The sequence below is a fragment of the Janthinobacterium sp. SUN026 genome, assembly GCF_030397625.1.
Taxonomy (GTDB): domain Bacteria; phylum Pseudomonadota; class Gammaproteobacteria; order Burkholderiales; family Burkholderiaceae_D; genus Janthinobacterium; species Janthinobacterium kumbetense.
The window spans coordinates 88,631-107,982 of record NZ_JAPQNU010000009.1; the positions used below are offsets into that span (position 1 = coordinate 88,631).

Consider the following 19,352-nt stretch of genomic DNA (forward strand, 5'->3'; position numbering starts at 1 on the left):
CATGTCGCCAGCCATCCCGCGCTGGCCACCCACATGCAGAGGCAGATATGACATACGACGATCACAGGCAAATTCCCCTTCATTCCGGCTTCGGCGCGGCCACGACCGCCAGCGAGGTGCTGGCCGGCTGCGACCTGTCCGGCGTGCAGGCCATCGTCACGGGCGGCGCGTCGGGCCTGGGGCTGGAAACGGTGCGCGTGCTGGCTGGCGCTGGCGCCAGGGTGCTGGTGCCGGCGCGCGACCAGCATCAGGCGCAAGCGGCACTGGCCGGCATGGCTGGCGTGGAGGTCGCGGCGCTCGACCTGCTCGATCCGCAATCGATCGACGCATTCGCGGCCGCCTTCCTTGCCACCGGCCGCACCCTGCACCTGCTGGTGAACGGCGCCGGCATCATGGCCACGCCCTTGCTGCGCGATGCGCGCGGCTACGAGGTGCAGTTCGCGACGAATCACCTGGGGCATTTCCAGCTGACGGCGCGCCTGTGGCCCGCCTTGCGGCAGGCGCAGGGCGCGCGCGTCGTGTGCGTGTCGTCGCTGGGACACCGGCAGGCGGGCGTCGACCTGGACGACCCGCATTTCCTGCGCCAGCCGTACGACAAATGGCGCGCGTATGCGCAGTCGAAAAGCGCCAATGCGCTGTTTGCCGTGGAGCTGGACCGACGTGGTGCGGCGCACGGCGTGCGCGCCTACTCGCTGCATCCGGGGGCCATCCTGACGCCGCTGGTGCGCCACCTGGACCAGGATGATTTGCGCAGGGTGGGAGCGCTTGACGATGCGGGCCAGGTGAATCCGCCGCCGCAGTCGGGTTTCAAGAATGTGGCGCAGGGAGCGGCCACCACCGTCTGGTGTGCCACCAGCGCGCAGCTTGAGGGCATTGGCGGCGTGTATTGCGAGGATGGCGATATCGCCCCCTTGGTGGAGGACGACAGCATGGGGCCGGGCGTGCGGCGCTGGGCCATCGACCCCGGGCAGGCGCGCCGGCTATGGACGCTGAGCGAACAGATGACGGGCGTGCGCTTCGATTGCGACGCGGCATAAAAAATGCCGGGCAAGGCCCGGCATGTGCAGGAGAGGGGCGTGGCTTTACGCCTTGCCCGCCAGTTTTTCCACCACGGGCACCAGCGCGGCCGGGCGGCAGCCGAAGGCGGCCAGGCGGCCTTGCGCATTCGGCGCCAGATCCAGGTCATACGGCAGGCGGCCCGCCACCAGCCACAGTTTATCCTGCGGCAGGGCGTCGACGAGGCGGCGCTGGCCGTCGACGAACATGGCGTTATACGTTTGCAGCACGATCTGCTGCGCGCCTTGCGCAAAGGCGATGGCTGCATTGACTTCGTCGTCCAGCGCCTCGGCCGACAAGGCGTACTCGCGCACGTCCAGGCCTGCTTCGAGCAGCGCCGGCAGCATCGAGCTGCGCGCTTCCTTGTTGCGGCCCAGCGCCACCTCGTCGATTTCGCTGCGCGAGCGCACTTCCACCGTCAGCAGGGTCACGGGCAGGCTGGCATCGAGCGGGCGGTAGTCGCCCTGCACGCGCAATGCCGCCTTTTGCAGCAGCTGCGACAGGGCCATGGCGGCCGGCTGCATCAGCGCCGGCGGGGTGAGCGGACGCGCGCGCCAGTCGCGCACGGCGCGGTTGCGCTTGAGTTCAGCCACGCGGGCACAAGCCGCGTCGATGCGTTCCATGGCGATCTCGCCCCTTTCCACGGCGGCGATGACGGCGTCGATGGCCGCCGTCTGCTGCGCTTCGCGGTGAGAAATCAGGACGATGTCGGCGCCCGCCTGCAGGGTGGCGATGGCGCCCTTGGGGATGCCGATGCCGTCGGCAATGGCCGCCATTTCCAGGCAGTCGGTGATGACGACGCCCTGGTATTTCATCTCGCCGCGCAGCAGGTCCGTCAGCACGCCTTTCGACAGGGTGGCCGGTACGCTGGTATCGGCTTCGAAGGCGGGGAAGACCACGTGCGCCGTCATGATGGCATCCACGCCGCCGGCAATGGCCGCGCGGAAGGGCGCCAGTTCCACGGCGCGCAGGCGTTCCTTGTCGTGCGGGACCAGCGCCATTGCGTAATGCGTGTCGATGGCCGTGTCGCCGTGGCCGGGGAAGTGCTTGGCGGTGACGGCCATGCCGCTGGCGCGCTGGCCGCGCATGGCCGCCATGCCGTAGTCGATGACGGTGGCGGCATCCTCGCCATACGCGCGCACGCCGATGACGGGGTTGTTGCGGTTGTTGTTCACGTCCAGCACGGGGGCGAGCAGCAGGTTGATGCCCACCTGGCGCATTTCATCGCCGCTGATCTGGTTCATGCGTTCGCAATCGTCGATGGAGCCGGCCGCCTGGAAAGCCATCGCGGCGGGAATCGGCGTGACGCCCTGCTCGATGCGCATCACCATGCCGCCTTCCTGGTCGATGGAGATCAGCAGCGGAATGTCGGACACTTCCGCATTGATCTCCTGCAGCTCGCGGCACAGGGCGGACACTTGCGCTGGCGTGTGCACGTTGCGGCGGAACAGGATCACGCCGCCCACCTTCTTGTCGCGTATCAAGGTCTTGATATGCTCGTCCGCCTGCAGGGCGTCGAAGCCCACCATGAATAGCTGTCCTACTTTCTCGCGCAAACCCTGCTCCATGCTGCAACTCCTCCGGTATTCATTCTGATGACGACAAGTCCGTATTGTGGCCCGCGGCGGCGCAATGGAGCGCTCACCGGAAAGCTGCCTTGGTTTTGACCTTATTTTGGTATTGTATTGGATTTGGGTTTTTGCGCAAGTGGTTATTAAGTGGTATTGCTCCACTTGCGCAAGGCCGGGTTCAATCCAGGCGCTGGAACGATGTCGATTGCGCCTTGGGCCAGTACAGGCCGAACACGGGCGGCAGCTGCGGCAGCTGGCTCGGGTCGAGCAGCTGGCCCGCTTCCAGGAAGGGCAGCAGGGCCGAGGCCAGTTTCACCTGGTTTGGCGAGATGCGCCGCACCAGGTGGTGCGGGCGCAGTTCTTGCGGATGCGCCAGGCCGGCGGCGGCGATCAGTTCGGCCAGCGCTTTCATGGTGTTCTGGTGGAAGTGCGCCACGCGGGAGATCTTGTCCGACACTACCAGCGCGCGCTGGCGCTGCGGGTCTTGCGTGGCCACGCCCGTGGGGCAGCGGTCCGTGTGGCAGCTTTGCGACTGGATGCAGCCCAGCGCGAACATGAAGCCGCGCGCCGAATTGCACCAGTCGGCGCCCAGCGCCAGCAGGCGGGCGATGTCGAAGGCCGTGATGATCTTGCCCGAGCAGCCGATCTTGATTCTGTCGCGCAGGTTGGCGCCCACCAGCGTGTTATGCACGAGCACCAGCGCTTCCTGCAGCGGCGTGCCCACATGGTCCGTGAATTCCAGGGGCGCGGCGCCCGTGCCGCCTTCGCTGCCGTCGACGACGATGAAGTCGGGCGTGATGCCCGTTTCCAGCATGGCTTTGACGATGGCGAAGAATTCCCACGGGTGGCCGATGGCCAGCTTGAAGCCCGTCGGCTTGCCGCCGGAGAGCGTGCGCAGGCGGTCGATAAAGTGCAGCATTTCCAGCGGCGTGGAAAAGGCGCTGTGCGCGGCCGGCGAGACGCAATCCTCGCCCACCATCACGCCGCGCGTGGTGGCGATTTCGATCGTCACTTTCGGGCCGGGCAGCACGCCGCCGTGGCCCGGCTTGGCGCCCTGCGACATCTTCAGCTCGATCATTTTCACCTGCTCGGAGCTGGCGTTGGCGATGAAGCGTTCCTCGGAAAACGTGCCGTCCTGGTTGCGGCAGCCGAAATAGCCGGAGCCGATTTCCCATACCAGGTCGCCGCCGTTTTCGCGGTGGTAGGGGCTGATGCTGCCTTCGCCCGTGTCGTGCATGAAGCCGCCGCTGCGCGCGCCGCCGTTCAGGGCCAGGATGGCGTTGGCCGACAGGGCGCCAAAGCTCATCGCCGAGATATTGAAGACACTGGCCGAATACGGTTTGGCGCGCGGGCAGTCCGGATGGTTGCCGATGTCGATGCGGAAGTCATGACCCGTCACCTTGGCGGGGGCGATGGAATGGTTGATCCATTCATAGCCAGCTTCGTACACGTCGAGCTGGGTGCCGAAAGGGCGCTTGTCCGTCTGCTCCTTGGCGCGCTGGTAGACGATGCTGCGCTGGCTGCGCGAGAACGGCGTCGCCTCGCTGTCGCTTTCCAGGAAATACTGGCGGATTTCGGGGCGGATGCTCTCAAAAAAGAAGCGGAAATGCGCGAGGATGGGGTAATTGCGGCGCAGGGCGCGCTTCGTTTGCAGCAGGTCGCTGATGCCGACCAGGGTCAGCGCGCCGGCCAGCACGGGCAGCCAGTAGTGATCGTAGTAAAACAGGGACAGGACAAAGATGGCTGCCGTCGCAATGAAGGTCAGGTAGCGAAATGGTACTAGGTGCATGGGCACTCCGGTGAAGTCAGACTGATAACTGATGAGTCTACCTTCGATTCACGGAACGTGCTGGCTGGAAAGAACGCGGCGCCCGGTGGACGCCGCGTGGGTGCTTAGCGCTGTGCGGCGCGGATGCGCTCGACCCGTTCGGTGCTGGCCGGATGGCTCGACAGGTACGGCGTGCCGTGGTCCAGCTTGCCCAGGGCGACAAACACTTGCGCCAGGTGTTCCAGGGGAATGCCGTTCTGGCGCAGCATGGCGATCGCGTAGTCGTCCGCATCGCGTTCGACATCGCGCGAATACTTCAGGTCCAGCAGCAGCGGCGGCAGGGTCGCCACCACCGTCGACACGTCGCCGAACAGCAGCGCGGCGCCGGCGCCCACGGCCGAAGTCTGGATGATGCGCCGCGTCAGGTGGCGCTGTTGCAAATGCCCCAGCTCATGCGCCAGCACGCCCATGATGGCCTGGTCGTCCGGCAGCAGTTCGATCATTTCATCGGTCAGCACGATGTCGCCCGACGGCAGGGCAAACGCGTTCGGGCCGATCTTGCTCTTGCGAAACACGATGCGGTGCTCGGGCGTGCTGTCGCCGGGCGTCGCCAGGCGGGCGAACTGGGCGCGCAAGGCTTGCTGGCGCGCGCCATCGAGCTGGCTGGGCGCGAATACATGGCGGTCCAGCATGTCGAGCACGCCCTGGCCCAGCTGCCGTTCGACCGACTGCGGCAGGGTGTACGCGATGCCCTTGGCCGCCAGCGGCAGCAGGTATTGATAGCTGAGCCACAGGGCCACGATGGTGGCCACCGTGGCCAGCAGGGCGCCGCGCCAGCTTTGCTGCAGCCGCACCACCCAGCCGTCGCGGTGGCCCGTGTCGTGCAGCAGGCTGTTGAAGGCCGCCTGGTCGGCGATTTCCAGGTAGGCGCCATCGGCAAAGCTGACCTTGCGCACGGCGTGGCTGCTGCGTTCGGACACGTGCAGCTCGTCCAGCGGGCAGCTGCGCTCGATGTCGCCGGCCAGCACGGCCTGGCCATCGCGCACGCTGAGCGTGACGTGGTACAGGCGCGAGGTCTGGCCGTCGAAATAGCGCGCGGGCACGGGGGCCGCGCCCGGCGCGTGGTGATCGAGCGTCATGCTACAGCGACAGGTCGAAGTCCAGCAGGTCGACCACGCCTTCGCCCGTGGCCGACACTTGCTGGCCCGTGGCGGCGACAAATTCGTCCAGGCTGCCGTGCACCAGCATGGACGTCGCTTCCAGGCGGTACTTCAGCCAGCGCACATGGGCGAATGGCGTAAACAGGCCCAGGGTGACGACGATGCCCAGCAGGTTGCTCAGCATGACGAAGGTGGTGCGGCCCCACGTCAGCTGCGACTGGAACTGGTGCTGCTGCAGGCGTGTGTGGTTCCAGATCAGGTTCTGGATCATGGTCAGGAACAGCGGCAGCACGGTGAACGCCCACAGGTACAGGGCGCCGATGGCAAACAGCAGGCTGCCAACCTTGGTCTTGTCATTCGCATTGGCCGCAAACGAGGCGAACACGCTGCCGAAGACGACGAAAATCAGGACCAGCAAGCCGCCCAGCAGCAACGCGAAGAACAGCAAATAGGTCTTGTAGAAGCTGCCGACCGTGGCGTCAAAGCTGAAATGAGTGGCGCCGAAACGGCTTTGCGTGTGCTGGAAGCGCTTCAGGCGCTGGTGCAGGAAAGGCGTCATCAGGCCGCCCGTGAAGGTATTCAGGATGGGCAGCCACAGGAAGTACTTGTAGGCTTCCTTGGCGCTGCCGCCAAAGCCGAAGCGGATGCCGCGGTAGCTGGTGTTGTACAGCTTGAATTGCAGGCTTTTCCAGACCAGCCAGGGCAGGATGGCGGCCAGCAGCACGAACATCAGCAAGCCCACGACGGGCGAGACCTGGAAGGCGATGTTGTAGCCGGCGATCAGCACCACGGCGGCGATACGGCCTTTCAGGATGGCGACGGCGTTGCCGTGGTATTCGAAGCTGCCGCCCGCCAGGTGGGTGCTCGAATAAAAGTAGCGGTTGCGGCGCACCTTGGCCCAGGCGGAATAAATGCCCAGGGTGACGATGCTCAGCAGCAGGTTGACGATCCAGATACGGAAGTATTCGCTGCCGGTGGCGCTGAAGGTGATGGCTTCTTGTCGGGGAGGTGTGTTGTTTGCGTCGAAATCCACAGGGGTTTCCTTACTTATTGGAAACAAAACAAGATAAGGGATTATTGAAAAGTTATCAATTGAAAATACTGTTTTTCGCAATTTTTTCGTCGATTCGCTTGCGCTGACCCGATCCGGCCATCCCCGGCTATACTGGAACTCAACCATTGTTACCGGGAAAACCATGATCGTCGTCCACCATCTGAACAACTCGCGCTCGCAGCGCGTGCTCTGGCTGCTCGAGGAACTGGGCCTCGACTACGAGGTCAAGCGCTACCAGCGCGACCCGAAGACCATGCTGGCGCCCGCTTCGCTGAAGGCCGTGCATCCGCTGGGCAAGTCGCCCGTGATCACGGATGGCGCCAACACCATCGCCGAATCGGGCGCCATCATCGACTACCTGGTCGAGCGCTACGGCAATGGCCGCTTGATCCCGGCGGCGGGCACGCCGGACAAGCTGCGCTGGACCTACTGGCTGCATTTCGCGGAAGGCTCGGCCATGCCGCCGTTGCTGCTGAAACTGGTGTTCGACAAGGTCGAGTCGTCGCCGATGCCGTTTTTCGTCAAACCCATCGCGCGCGGCATCGCCAGCAAGGTCAAGAGCAGCTTCATCATGCCCAATATCAACAGCCAACTGGCCTATATGGAAGCGGGGCTGGAAAAAACCAAATGGTTTGCCGGCAATGAATTCACGGCGGCCGACATCCAGATGAGCTTTCCGCTGGAAGCGGCGGCCATGCGCGGCGGACTCGACGAGCGCCTGCCGAAGCTGACGGCCTTCCTGCAGCGCATCCATGCACGCCCGGCCTACCAGCGTGCTCTCGAACGTGGCGGGCCCTACGATTTCGCCAAATAAGCGGCATTCAAGGCCGATGTGCGGGGAACCATACGGTAAAATGCCCGATTCAACCAGTATCCACTTACCGCATGGCCAGACTCCTCGCTATCGACGGCTTGAATATCGTACGCCGCGTCTACGAAGCCAGTCCTGAACCCGATTCCGACCTGAAGGCGGAGATCGCGCTGCGCCATGCGCTGTCGTCGTTCCGTACCCTCATCAACGACCACGAGCCGACGCACATCCTGCCGGCCTTCGACTTTGGCGGCCCGACCTGGCGCCACGCCCTGTATGCCGGTTACCGCGAGGGGCGCCAGCCCATGCCGCAGGTGCTGCGCGACGCCTTGCCCGGCTTTTACGCCACGCTGGCCAGCTTCGGCATGCACGTGGTCAGCATTCCCGAAGTGGAAGCCGACGACGTGATCGGCACGGCCGTCATGCGCTGGCTGCACGAGGGGCGCGGCGCGGCCGTCATCGCCACCACCGACAAGGATTTGCACGGCTTGATCGCCCACGGCGCGCTGGTATGGGACCATTTCAAGGGCATCTGGCACGACCACGCCTGGGTCGAGAAAAAGTTCGGCGTGCCGCCGGAACTGCTGCCCGACCTGCTGGCGCTGATGGGCGACGTCACCGACAGTATCCCCGGCGTGTCGAAGATCGGCCTGAAGACGGGCGCGAAACTGTTGCGCGCCTACGGCAATATCGATGCCGTGATGGCTGGCGCGGGCATTTTGCCGGGCGCGCTGGGCGAAAGCCTGCGAAAAGAGCGGGAAATACTGTATCTTTCAAGAAAGTTAGTGGCGCTGAAAACGGATGTCACGTTAGGCGTGACCTGGAACAAGCTCGTGTGGGAAAAATAGAGCTCTTTTGGCCAGAACACGGAATAAATCAAGCAAGGAAAGTAATCATGATGTTAAAGACAGTCCTGATCGATAGCAGCGCCGTGGCGCGCGGCCTGCTGAACACGGTCCTGACCGATGGCGGCTACGATGTCTGCGGGCAGACGCATACCAGCGCGCTGGGGCTGGCGCTGCTGGTCAAGCACCACCCGCATTTCGTGTGCATCGCGCGCGAGCAGGTGGAAGACGGGACCAATGTGGTGCAGACCATCCGCGCCCAGTATCCGAAGACGCTCATTTTCATGGTTTCGGGCGGCATCGACGCCACCTCGCTGCAGGCGGCCCACGCCATGGGCGTGTCGGGCTTCATCGTGAAACCCTTCATGGCCGACACGGTCCTGAAAACCGTGCGCAATACGGTCATTGCCATGGTGCGCAAGCAGCAAGCCCTAGCCGCCGCCGCGCAAGGCAATTCCTAGCTGCCAGCCAAACCCGTGGCGCTGGCGATGATGCCGCCGCCGAGGCACACGTCGCCGTCATACAGCACGGCCGACTGGCCCGGCGTGACGGCCCATTGCGCCTGGTCAAACGCCAGGCTGAACAGTTCATTCCCGTCCGGCAGCAGCTGGCAAGCCACGTCGGCCTGGCGATAGCGCGTCTTGGCGCTCAAGGCGCCCGCCTGCGGCGCGCTGCCTGCCACCCAGCTGGCCTGGTCGGCCGTCAAGGATGGCGACAGCAGCCACGGGTGGTCATGGCCCTGCACCACCCACAGGGTGTTGTTGGCGATATCCTTGCGCGCCACATACCAGGCGTCGCTGCTGCCGTCCGCGTTCTGGTACGACTTCACGCCGCCGATGCCGATGCCCTTGCGCTGGCCCAGGGTATAAAAACTCAGTCCCACGTGTTCGCCCACGGTCTTGCCGTCGGCCGTCTTCATCGGGCCCGGCTTGTACGACAGGTAGCGGTTCAAGAATTCGCGGAACGGGCGTTCGCCGATGAAGCAGATGCCCGTCGAATCCTTCTTTTGGGCGTTCGGCAGGGCCAGTTTCTCGGCGATCTGGCGCACTTGCGTCTTCGGGATTTCACCGAGCGGGAACAAGGTCTTGGATAGCTGCGCCTGGTTCAAACGGTGCAGGAAGTAGCTTTGATCCTTGCTGGCGTCGACGGCTTTCAGCAGCTCGTAGCGGCCCGCATCGGTGGGCGCCTGGCGCACGCGCGCATAGTGGCCGGTGGCGATCAGGTCGGCGCCCAGGGTCATGGCGTGGTCGAGGAAGGCTTTGAACTTGATTTCGGCGTTGCACAGCACGTCCGGGTTCGGCGTGCGGCCGGCCTGGTATTCGCGCAAAAAATCGGCGAACACGCGGTCCTTGTATTCGGAGGCGAAATTGACGGCTTCGATATCGACGCCGATGACGTCGGCCACGCTGGCCGCGTCGATCCAGTCCTGGCGCGTGGAGCAGTATTCCGAATCGTCGTCATCTTCCCAGTTTTTCATGAACAGGCCGATGACTTCATAGCCTTGTTCCTTCAGCATCCATGCCGCGACCGAGGAATCGACCCCGCCCGACATGCCGATAACGACTTTCTTCTTGCTCATCTTGCTTTCCAGTTACTTTAATAATATGGCAATGCGTGTTGCTATGCGCTATTGAAAACGGACGCATGCGTGTGCAGCAGGGCCAGCGGCGCGCGCCGGCCAGCCAGGTATTCGTCCACGCACTGCAGCACCAGCGGGCTGCGGTGGCGTTCCTGGCACGCCGCCAGCTCGTCGCGCGTCATCCACAGGGTGCGGATGATGCCTTCGTCCAGCGGGCGGTCATGCTCGGCGCCGGCCGTGCCGCAAAAGGTGAAGCGCAAATAGGTCACGTCCTCGCCCGTGCGCAGTGACTGATAGCGCGACATGTACATGCCGACCAGTGCCGTGGGGATGAAATCGTAGGCCGCTTCTTCCAGCGTTTCGCGGATCACCGCCTGTTCCAGCGACTCGAACGGGTCGAGGTGACCGGCCGGCTGGTTGAGCTTGATGCCTTCGCTGGTCTCTTCTTCAATCAGTAAAAACAGGCCGTCGCGCTCGACGATGGCGGCAACGGTGACAGAGGGTTTCCAGATTCTCGGCATGATTCCATCCTTGAAAGAGCCGACATTTTATCTTGTTCTGCGCGCGCGGTTTGAACCCGGCCTTCTGTTGCGCGGACATATTGATAAATGACAACGTTTTAGCAAATAGCGGTGGGAGGTACTTACGTCTTTCCCGGGGAGCGCACTAGCATGGGGGCTTAGTCGCCAAGATGGCAGGAAACGCCCGCTAATATAGGCTTTCCCTGTGGCCAAAACAAGCGCGCACGCACGCTCGACTGTGGTGAGATTGACACACCTTTCCCACAATATGGGCGCCGCGCCGCATGGTGAAACGAATCGTGGGATGCTGGTGAAATTAGTGTCGTACGACTAAAAGTTGCTGGTTCACAAACGTTTAACGCGCTGCTTTCCGTGTTAGATTCTAGTCAGTTTATCAATTAGCGGAGGCATCATGAGGATAGGCATACCGGCCGAAACACGGCCTGGTGAAACACGGGTGGCAGCAACGCCCGAGACAGTCAAGAAGCTGGCAGCCAAACATCAGATCGTCGTGCAATCGGGAGCGGGCCTGCAGGCGTCGATTCCCGACGACGCGTATGTCGCCGCCGGCGCGCAGATCGGCACCGCCCAGGAAGCCTATGGCTGCGCCATCGTGCTCAAGGTGCGCACGCCCGATGCCGATGAACGGGCCCTGATGGCCAGCGGCACGGTGCTGATCGGCATGTTGAACCCATTTGACGCGGACAATATCGCCGCCATGGCCACGGCCGGCCTGTCCGCCTTCGCGCTGGAAGCCGTGCCGCGCATCACGCGCGCGCAGTCGATGGACGTGCTGTCGTCGCAGGCGAACATCGCCGGCTACAAGGCCGTGCTGGTGGCGGCCAACACTTACCAGCGCTTCATGCCGATGCTGATGACGGCGGCCGGCACCGTCAAGGCGGCCCGCGTGCTGATCATGGGCGTGGGCGTGGCAGGGCTGCAGGCGATCGCCACGGCCAAGCGCCTGGGCGCCGTCATCGAGGCGTCCGACGTGCGCCCGCCCGTCAAGGAGCAAGTGGAGTCGCTGGGCGCCAAGTTCCTCGACGTGCCTTTCCTCACGGAGGAAGAAAAAGAGATCGCCAAGGGCTCGGGCGGCTATGCGCGCGCCATGCCGGCCGACTGGATGCGGCGCCAGGCCGAACTGGTGCATGAACGGGCGAAACTGGCCGACATCATCATCACCACGGCGCTGATTCCCGGCCGCGCCGCGCCCGTGCTCATTTCCGAAGAAACGGTGAAAGCCATGAAACCCGGTTCCGTCATCGTCGACCTGGCCGTGGAGCAGGGCGGCAATTGCCCGCTCTCGGAACTGGGCAAGACGGTGCTCAAGCACGGCGTCTACATCGTGGGCGAACCGAACCTGGCGACCCTGGTGGCGGCCGACGCTTCGGCCCTGTATGCGCGCAACGTGCTGGACTTCTTGAAGCTCATCATCGACAAGGACGACCAGTTGCTGATCGACCGCGAGGATGAAATCATCAAGGCCAGCCTGGTGTGTGCGGGCAGCGAAATCTTACGTAAATAAGTTACAAAAACAACGCGGCACCGGGAGAGAACCACATCATGGAAATCAGTCACACCATCATTAACCTGATCATCTTCGTGCTGGCCATTTATGTCGGCTACCACGTCGTCTGGACCGTCACGCCGGCGCTGCATACGCCGCTGATGGCCGTCACCAATGCCATTTCCGCCATCATCATCGTCGGCGCCATGCTGGCGGCCGGCCTGACGCAAGGCCCGCTGGCGCAGGCGGCCGGTACCCTGGCCGTGGCCCTGGCCGCCGTCAACGTGTTTGGCGGCTTCCTCGTCACGCAGCGCATGCTCGAGATGTTCCGTAAAAAAGAACCGAAAGCCAAGCAAGGAGCAAAAGAATGAGTCACGCCATGAGCTTCGTCACCCTGAACCTGGTGACGATGATGTACCTGATCGCCTCGGTGTGCTTCATCCAGGCCTTGAAAGGCCTGTCGTCGCCCTCGACGGCGCGCCGCGGCAATGCCTTCGGCATGAGCGGCATGGCCATTGCCGCCGTCACCACCGTGGCGCTGATCCTGAAACTGAAGGAGCAGCAAGCGGGCGGCATGGGCCTGACCCTCGTCATCATCGGCATCGTTACGGGCGGCGCCATCGGCGCCTACCTGGCGAAAACCGTGGAAATGACGAAGATGCCGGAACTGGTGGCGGCCATGCATTCGCTGATCGGCCTGGCGGCCGTGTGCATCGCCGTGGCGGCCGTGTCGGAACCGTGGGCCTTCAATATCGCCAAACAGGGCGAGGCGCTGCCCATCGGTAACCGCTTCGAGCTGTTCATCGGCACCTTTGTCGGCGCCATCACCTTCTCCGGTTCGGTGATCGCCTTCGGCAAGCTGTCGGGCAAATACAAGTTTCGCCTGTTCCAGGGCGCGCCCGTCAGCTTCAAGGGCCAGCACATGCTCAACCTGGTGCTGGCGCTGGTGATGATCGCGCTGGGCCTGGTGTTCTGCTTTGCCGACGGCGCCGAGCCGGCCTGGACGCCGTTCATCGTCATGGCCGTCATCGCCTTTGCGCTGGGCGTGCTGATCATCATTCCCATCGGCGGCGCCGACATGCCGGTGGTGGTGTCCATGCTCAACAGCTACTCGGGCTGGGCTGCGGCCGGCATCGGTTTTTCGCTGAATAACTCGATGCTGATCATCGCCGGTTCGCTCGTCGGCTCGTCCGGCGCGATCCTGTCGTACATCATGTGCAAGGCCATGAACCGCTCGTTCTTCAACGTCATCCTCGGCGGCTTCGGCGGCGATGCGCCGGCCGCCGGCGTGGCGGGTGCGCAGGAACAGCGTCCCGTGAAATCGGGTTCGGCCGACGACGCCGCCTTTATCATGGGCAATGCGGAAACCGTCATCATCGTGCCCGGCTACGGCCTGGCCGTGGCGCGCGCGCAGCACTCGCTGAAAGAACTGGTGGAAAAGCTCACGCACAAGGGCGTGACCGTCAAGTATGCGATTCACCCCGTGGCGGGGCGCATGCCGGGCCACATGAACGTGCTGCTGGCCGAGGCGGAAGTGCCGTACGACCAGGTCTTCGAGATGGAAGACATCAACGGCGAATTCGGCCAGACGGACGTGGTGCTGGTGCTGGGCGCGAACGACGTGGTCAACCCGGCGGCGAAAGACCCGAAATCGTCGATCGCCGGCATGCCGATCCTGGAAGCCTACAAGGCCAAGAGCATCATCGTCAACAAGCGTTCGATGGCGTCCGGCTATGCGGGCCTGGACAACGATTTGTTCTATCAGGCGAACACGATGATGGTGTTCGGCGACGCCAAGAAGGTGATCGAGGATATGGTGAAGGCAATCGAGTAAAGTCTCCCGGTGCAGGAGGAGCGGCCCGCCTTGCGCGGGCCGTTTTTATTGGCCGGCCGCTGCCGCGACGACCTGGTTGCGTCCCTGGTGCTTGGCGACATACAGGGCCTTGTCGGCATCCGACATGGCCGCATCCAGGCTGGCGCCCTGCACCAGCGGCGCCACGCCGATACTGATGGTGACGTGCAGCGGGGAACCGTCGGGCAGCACGGTGACCGCCGCCGCCACGGCTGCGCGGATGCGTTCGGCCACCTGGTGTGCCTGCTGCAGGCTGGCGTCGGGGAACAGCAGGCCGAACTCCTCGCCGCCGAGGCGCGCCGCCACGTCGGTGATGCGTCCCGTGTCGCGCAGCGCCTGCGCCACCGTGCGCAGCACGGCGTCGCCCACGGCATGGCCATAGCGGTCGTTGATCTTCTTGAAGTGGTCGAGGTCGGCCACGCCCACGCTCAGGGCGGCGCCGCTGCGTGCCGCGCGCGCCATCGCCTGCTCGGCTTGCGCTTCATAGGCGCGCCGGTTCGGCAGCGACGTCAGCGCATCGTGCAGCGCCTGCTGTTCCAGCTGCGCCAGCAGGCTGGCGTTTTTCGCCGCCAGTTCGCGCCGTTCGCGCACGTCGAGCAAGAAGGCGCCGAAATAGCGCATGCCATCGACCACGCCCAGGTCCATCGCCTTCATTTCGATGGGGATCATTTGCGTGTCGCGGTGGCGGATGGCGAATTCGCGTATCTTGCCCAGCACACTGGAGGTGCGCGAGCTGCGGATGTAATTGAGCACGTGGTTGTCGTGCTGCGCGCCGACGGCGTCAGGCAGCAGGCCGTTCAGGGTCTGGCCCAGCAATTCCCCGCTGGCATAGCCCGACAGCGTTTGCATGGCGCCATTGATATAGCGGATGCGGCATTGCTCGTCGATGATGATGACGGCGTCGAGGGCGTCTTCCAGCAGGCGGGAAAAGAGGACTTCGGGAAGAGCGGCAGGCGGTGCTGCGGGCAATGCATCTGTCATGGAACGGTCGCCAAAAGCCAGGTGACAGCCATTGTCGCATCCGCGGGCCGTTTACTCCATGCCGGATCGCCCGCCTGTTTCTTTTTCGCCCGTGCCCTTTCCTTATTGCTAAGACTTAGCGGCGGCCGTACATCATCAGCTCGGCCAGCGTCTTGCGCGCAGGGGGAAATGCGTCCAGCAGGCCCAGCGACAGGCCCAGCAAGCCTTGCGTGGGCGCGCTGCCCGTGAAGATGCGCGCCATGGTGTCGGTGACGCGCACGGTCAGCCCCCGGTCGGCCTGGCGCAGGCTGGCGTAGCGTTCCAGCCCGGCCGGGCTGCTGTCCTGCGCCAGCACGCGGGCCAGCACGGCGGCGTCGCGCAAGCCCAGGTTCAGGCCTTGTCCCGCCACCGGATGGAGGGTTTGCGCCGCATTGCCGATGGCGACCGTGCGCGCCGTGCCGCCCGCCTGGGCGTTCAGGCCCAGCGGATAGGCCAGGCGCGGCGTCGTATGGGTAAACCGCCCCAGGCGGCTGCCGAAGGCGGCGCCCAGGCGCGCCAGGAAGGTTACTTCGTCGAGCGCCAGCAACTGTTCCGCGCGCGTGGGCGGCACGCACCAGACCAGCGCGTAGCCGTCGTCCTGCGGCAGCAGGGCCAGCGGCCCTTCATCGGTGAAGCGCTCGTACGCGCGGTGGGCGACGGGATCGCTGGTACGCACGTGGGCAATGATGGCGCTTTGACCATAATCGCGGCTGACGGCGCGTTCCGGCTGCTGGCCGAACAGGCCGCCCTCGGCCTGCACCAGCAGGCTGGCGCGCAAGCTGGAGGCGGCGCCCGCCTGGTCGATCTGCACGCTGACGCCGTCGGCGTCTTCCACGCTGCCCGTGACCAGGGCCGGGCGCAGGCTGGCCACGCCCAGGCGTTCGCACACGTCGGCCAGCGCGCTGACGACGGCGCCGTAACGGGCCACATAGCCGAGCGCCTCGACGCCATGCTCGCCGCGGTCCATCAGGCTGCGCCCGAACTTGCCGCGGCGCGAGACGTGAATCTGGTGAATCGGGGTCGCTGCCACGGGCCAGGCGCCCGCTTCCTCGAGAATCTGGCGGCTGCCGTGCGACAGGGCGATGGTGCGCGGGTCGCGCCTGGCTTGGTCGAGGGATTTGGCGTCGAGCATGGCGATGCCGGCGGCGCGGCAGCCCCGTTGCACCAGCAGGGCGGCCAGCGCCATGCCGACGGGGCCGGCGCCGCAGATGGCGAGATCGAAAGTGGACGGTGTATGCATGCGGCGGCGTTAATCCTGTGACATCAGTTGTTCGATTTCAGCGACGCCCTTGGGCGCCGTGCTGAAGACTTCATGGCCTTGCGGCGTGACCAGCACATCGTCTTCGATGCGGATGCCGGTATGCCAGAACTGCTCCGGCACGCCCGCGCCGGGGCGCACATAGATGCCCGGTTCCACCGTCAGCATCATGCCCGGTGCCAAAGCGCGCCATGGCTTGCCGGGCGCGTCCGTGTCACGGTAGGCGCCCACGTCATGCACGTCCATGCCCAGCCAGTGGCTGGTGCCGTGCATGTAGAAGGGCATATAGGCCTTGTCGGCGATGACGTCCTGCGCGCTGCCGCTTTTTTGCCGGTCCAGCAAACCCAGGTCCAGCATGCCTTGCGCCAGTACCTGCACGGCCGCCTCGTGGATGGCGCTGTGCGGCAAGCCGGGGCGCACCATGTCCAGCGACGCCTGTTGCGCGGCCAGCACCAGTTCATACAGGGCCCGCTGCGGGCCGCTGAAACGGCCGTTGACGGGCCAGGTGCGCGTGATGTCGGAGGCGTAGCCATCGAGTTCGCAGCCGGCGTCGATCAGTACCAGCTCGCCGTCCTGTAATACCGCGTTGTTGGCGTTGTAATGCAGGATGCAGGCGTTGTCGCCGCCGGCCACGATGGAGGAATACGCGGGGAATTGTGCGCCGCTGCGCCGGAATTCGTACAGCAGCTCCGCTTCCAGCGCGTATTCGTGCATGCCGGGCCGCGTGGCGCGCATGGCGCGCGCGTGGGCCGCGCTGGAAATGGCGGCCGCGCGGCGCATCAACTGCTGTTCCTGCGTGTCTTTCAGCAGGCGCATGGCGTCGAGCATGCCATGGATGTCATGCGCGATGGCGGGCGCCGTGACGCCGCTGCGGGCCTTTTGCCGCACGTTGTGCCGCCAGACCTTGACCTGCGCATCGAGGCTGCCGCCCAGCGCATAGTAAATGGCGGGGACGTCGGCCAGCAGGCGCGTCATTTCCACGTCGAGTTCCTCGATGGGGAAGGCGGCGTCGAAGCCGAAGCTGGCGCGCGCCGCCTCGGGGCCGTGGCGGAAACCGTCCCAGATTTCGCGCTCCGTATTCTTGGCGCGGCAAAACAGGATGGCGCGCGCCGGCGCCGTGGCGCTGGCGGCCACGAGGGCCACGGCGCTGTCGGGCTCCGTAAAGCCGCTCAGGTAATAGAAATAGCTGTCGTGGCGGTACGGATAATCGCAATCGCTGTTGCGCGGCACTTCGGGCGCCGTGGCGAGGATGGCCACGCTGCCCGGCAGCATCTGCGCCAGCAGCGCCGCGCGCCGTGCCGCGTAGTTGGCCATCATGTTGCGCTGGCCTTGGCCGTGACGCCGTTGAGGGCGTCGAGCTGTGCCGGCGTGCCCACATTCGTCCATTCGCCCGGATAGACTTCGCCGCCCACGCGGCCCTGGTCCGCGTACTGGCGCAGCAAATCGCCCAGTTTGGCGTGGCTGCCGGGCGCGATGCCGTCGAACATCTCGGGACGGTACACGCCGATATTGGCGAAGGTCCACTTGGTGTCGTCCGTATTGTTGATCGCGAACAAGGTCAGGCCGAAGTCGCCTGTGGGATGGAAGTCGGGATTGGGCACCAGGTACGTCCAGGCGATGTCGCGCTGGTCGGCCGGATACGGCGTGCCCAGCACGTCCTTGTCGGCCAGCACGTCGAGTACTTGCGTGAAATCAAAGTAGGGGCAATAGATGTCGCCGGAAATGGCGAGGAATGGCTCCTCGCCCAGCAGGTGGCGCGCCTGGGCGATGCCGCCCGCCGTTTCCAGCGGCGTGCTCTCGGGCGAATAGGCGATGCGCGCGCCATACGCGCTGCCGTCGCCCAGGGTTTCCTCGATCTGGTGGCCCAGGTGGGAATGGTTGATGACGATGTCCGTGATGCCGGCGCGCACCAGGTTCAGCACATGCCAGACGATCAGTGGACGGCCGCGCACTTTCAGCAGCGGTTTGGGGCAGGTATCGGTAAGCGGACGCATCCGTTCACCGCGGCCTGCGGCAAAGATCATGGCTTTCATGGGTAGGACTCGTTTTCTGTTTTGTTCGGTAATTGTTGCGTGGCGTGAGCCGCACAATAAGTTAATTCTGCAGTAGCGACACCTGACAAAACCGTAGCGAGCGGCAGTGCTTTGTGGCCGAGAAGCGCAACCGTACTGCAGTACGGTGAGCATCGCCGGCCGCAAAGCGCGACGCGCAGTAGGTTTTGGCGGGTGTCATCAGAAGGTATAGCCGACTTGCGGCGTCTTATTCTCCAGGGCATCGAGCAGACGCACCAGCGGCTTGAGTTCCGTATAGCGGTTGGCCGTCTTGCGCACGTAGTCGAGCACGGTTGGCAGGTCGCCCATGTACAGATCCTTGCCGTCGCGGTAATTCAGGCGCGCGAACAGGCCGAGGATTTTCAGGTGGCGCTGCAGGGCCGTGAATTCGAAATCGCGGTAGAAGGCGTCGATGTCGGGATTGACTGGCAAGCCCAGCTGCTTGGCGCGCTGCCAGTAGCGGATCACCCAGTCGAGCACCAGTTCTTCGTCCCACTGGAGATACGCATCGCGCAGCAGCGAGGCGATGTCGTAGGTGACGGGGCCGAAGACGGCGTCCTGGAAATCGAGGATGCCGGGATTGGGAATCGAGCCATCGTTGATGTGCATCAAATTGCGCGAATGGTAGTCGCGGTGCATGAAAACTTGCTGCTGCGACAAGATATTCGCCGTGATGGCTTCGAAGACCTTGTCCAGCTGGGTTTGTTGTACATCCGTCAAGGTGGCGCCCAGGTGCTTGCCGATGAACCATTCCGGGAACAAATTCATTTCGCGCAGGATGAAGGCGCGGTCGAATTCGGGCAAGACGTCCGGCTGGCTGGCCAGCTGGATTTTCATCAGCGACTCGAGCGCTTCCGCGTACAGCACGCTGGCATTGTCGTGGTTCAGGGCGTCGAGGTAGGTGGTCGTGCCCAGGTCGGAGAGCAGCAGGAAGCCATTGTCCAGGTCTTGCGCAATGATCTCGGGCACGGACACGCCGGCGCCTTTTAGCAAGCCGGCCACCTTGACGAAGGCGGGCACGTTTTCGCGCTCGGGCGGCGCATCCATGGCAATCAATGTACTTCCTGGCAATGTTGTATTGCCTGGCAGCACATCGAGACGGTAGTAGCGGCGGAAGCTCGCATCGCTGGAAGCGGGGCGGGCGGAATCGGGCGCAACGAGGTTCAGCGGGGCCAACCAGGCTTTCAACAGGGTCAGGCGAGCGTCGGCGGAGGCCGGCGCGGCAGGGGAATTGGGGGAGAATGACATTAAGCGGCCTGTGGAATCGGGTTGATGGTGCAGATTCCCATATAATAAGGGATTCAAATCAAAAAATCGCCT

Annotated in this window: 18 protein-coding genes; 7 read left to right on the forward strand and 11 right to left on the reverse strand. The window is 64.3% G+C overall.

Annotation, left to right across the window (positions count from 1 at the left end; genetic code table 11):
* Positions 1 to 47 precede the first annotated feature (47 nt).
* Positions 48 to 1,037 carry an oxidoreductase gene (locus OX459_RS26820; protein ID WP_289907277.1) on the forward strand — a complete coding sequence of 330 codons (990 nt, stop codon included), beginning with the start codon at positions 48 to 50 and terminating at the stop codon, positions 1,035 to 1,037.
* Positions 1,038 to 1,082: 45 nt separating this feature from the next.
* On the opposite strand, the gene nagZ is transcribed toward OX459_RS26820, so the two are convergent.
* From nagZ to OX459_RS26840, 4 genes are all read right to left on the reverse strand, one after another.
* The gene (gene nagZ / locus OX459_RS26825) at positions 1,083 to 2,624 is read right to left on the reverse strand and encodes a beta-N-acetylhexosaminidase (protein WP_289907278.1); all 1,542 of its coding nucleotides are present in this window, start codon (positions 2,622 to 2,624) and stop codon (positions 1,083 to 1,085) included.
* 181 nt (positions 2,625 to 2,805) lie between these two features.
* A complete protein-coding gene (locus OX459_RS26830; RefSeq protein ID WP_289907279.1) occupies positions 2,806 to 4,416 on the reverse strand; it encodes an FMN-binding glutamate synthase family protein in 1,611 nt (536 codons plus the stop codon).
* Positions 4,417 to 4,520: 104 nt separating this feature from the next.
* Positions 4,521 to 5,534: a M48 family metallopeptidase gene (locus OX459_RS26835; RefSeq protein ID WP_289907280.1), complete on the reverse strand. Its 1,014-nt coding sequence runs from the start codon at positions 5,532 to 5,534 to the stop codon at positions 4,521 to 4,523.
* Position 5,535: 1 nt separating this feature from the next.
* Positions 5,536 to 6,588 carry a YjgN family protein gene (locus OX459_RS26840; RefSeq protein ID WP_289907281.1) on the reverse strand — a complete coding sequence of 351 codons (1,053 nt, stop codon included), beginning with the start codon at positions 6,586 to 6,588 and terminating at the stop codon, positions 5,536 to 5,538.
* 163 nt (positions 6,589 to 6,751) lie between these two features.
* Between OX459_RS26840 and OX459_RS26845 the strand changes: the two genes are divergently transcribed.
* The 3 genes from OX459_RS26845 (at position 6,752) to OX459_RS26855 (ending at position 8,726) form a co-directional block, all read left to right on the forward strand.
* A complete protein-coding gene (locus OX459_RS26845; protein ID WP_289907282.1) occupies positions 6,752 to 7,423 on the forward strand; it encodes a glutathione S-transferase in 672 nt (223 codons plus the stop codon).
* Positions 7,424 to 7,494: 71 nt separating this feature from the next.
* The gene (locus tag OX459_RS26850) at positions 7,495 to 8,268 is read left to right on the forward strand and encodes a 5'-3' exonuclease H3TH domain-containing protein (protein WP_077408804.1); all 774 of its coding nucleotides are present in this window, start codon (positions 7,495 to 7,497) and stop codon (positions 8,266 to 8,268) included.
* 50 nt (positions 8,269 to 8,318) lie between these two features.
* Positions 8,319 to 8,726, forward strand: a complete 408-nt coding sequence (locus tag OX459_RS26855) for a response regulator (protein WP_289907367.1) — start codon at positions 8,319 to 8,321, stop codon at positions 8,724 to 8,726.
* Here the strand turns inward: OX459_RS26855 and mnmA are convergent.
* Both mnmA and OX459_RS26865 read right to left on the reverse strand, forming a co-directional pair.
* Positions 8,723 to 9,844, reverse strand: coding sequence for a tRNA 2-thiouridine(34) synthase MnmA (gene mnmA, locus OX459_RS26860; protein WP_289907283.1), 1,122 nt, complete (start codon positions 9,842 to 9,844; stop codon positions 8,723 to 8,725). The genes OX459_RS26855 and mnmA overlap by 4 nt on opposite strands.
* 41 nt (positions 9,845 to 9,885) lie before the next feature.
* Positions 9,886 to 10,365, reverse strand: a complete 480-nt coding sequence (locus OX459_RS26865) for an NUDIX hydrolase (RefSeq protein ID WP_010401817.1) — start codon at positions 10,363 to 10,365, stop codon at positions 9,886 to 9,888.
* A gap of 412 nt (positions 10,366 to 10,777) precedes the next feature.
* Here OX459_RS26865 and OX459_RS26870 point away from each other — a divergent pair, with 412 nt between their 5' ends.
* From OX459_RS26870 to OX459_RS26880, 3 genes are read left to right on the forward strand one after another with little or no spacing between them, the layout of a single operon-like run.
* On the forward strand, positions 10,778 to 11,890 hold the full coding sequence (locus OX459_RS26870) for a Re/Si-specific NAD(P)(+) transhydrogenase subunit alpha (protein WP_289907284.1): 1,113 nt from the start codon (positions 10,778 to 10,780) through the stop codon (positions 11,888 to 11,890).
* 38 nt (positions 11,891 to 11,928) lie between these two features.
* The gene (locus tag OX459_RS26875; protein ID WP_034778841.1) at positions 11,929 to 12,243 is read left to right on the forward strand and encodes an NAD(P) transhydrogenase subunit alpha; all 315 of its coding nucleotides are present in this window, start codon (positions 11,929 to 11,931) and stop codon (positions 12,241 to 12,243) included.
* Positions 12,244 to 12,251: 8 nt separating this feature from the next.
* On the forward strand, positions 12,252 to 13,706 hold the full coding sequence (locus OX459_RS26880; RefSeq protein ID WP_099666245.1) for an NAD(P)(+) transhydrogenase (Re/Si-specific) subunit beta: 1,455 nt from the start codon (positions 12,252 to 12,254) through the stop codon (positions 13,704 to 13,706).
* A 45-nt stretch (positions 13,707 to 13,751) separates the two neighbouring features.
* Here OX459_RS26880 and OX459_RS26885 read toward each other — a convergent pair whose 3' ends face one another.
* The 5 genes from OX459_RS26885 to OX459_RS26905 form a co-directional block, all read right to left on the reverse strand.
* Entirely contained in the window at positions 13,752 to 14,705 is a 954-nt protein-coding gene (locus tag OX459_RS26885; RefSeq protein ID WP_077408800.1) for a sensor domain-containing diguanylate cyclase, read from the reverse strand.
* 115 nt (positions 14,706 to 14,820) lie between these two features.
* Positions 14,821 to 15,963 carry an FAD-dependent monooxygenase gene (locus OX459_RS26890; RefSeq protein ID WP_289907285.1) on the reverse strand — a complete coding sequence of 381 codons (1,143 nt, stop codon included), beginning with the start codon at positions 15,961 to 15,963 and terminating at the stop codon, positions 14,821 to 14,823.
* Between the two features lie 9 nt (positions 15,964 to 15,972).
* Positions 15,973 to 17,295, reverse strand: coding sequence for an aminopeptidase P N-terminal domain-containing protein (locus tag OX459_RS26895; RefSeq protein ID WP_289907368.1), 1,323 nt, complete (start codon positions 17,293 to 17,295; stop codon positions 15,973 to 15,975).
* Positions 17,295 to 18,014 (reverse strand): N-acetylmuramate alpha-1-phosphate uridylyltransferase MurU, encoded by a 720-nt coding sequence (gene murU, locus OX459_RS26900; RefSeq protein WP_289907286.1) that lies wholly within the window; start codon positions 18,012 to 18,014, stop codon positions 17,295 to 17,297. Before murU ends, OX459_RS26895 begins: the two co-directional genes overlap by 1 nt.
* Positions 18,015 to 18,212: 198 nt before the next feature.
* Entirely contained in the window at positions 18,213 to 19,280 is a 1,068-nt protein-coding gene (locus OX459_RS26905) for a phosphotransferase (protein ID WP_099666250.1), read from the reverse strand.
* Positions 19,281 to 19,352 lie beyond the last annotated feature (72 nt).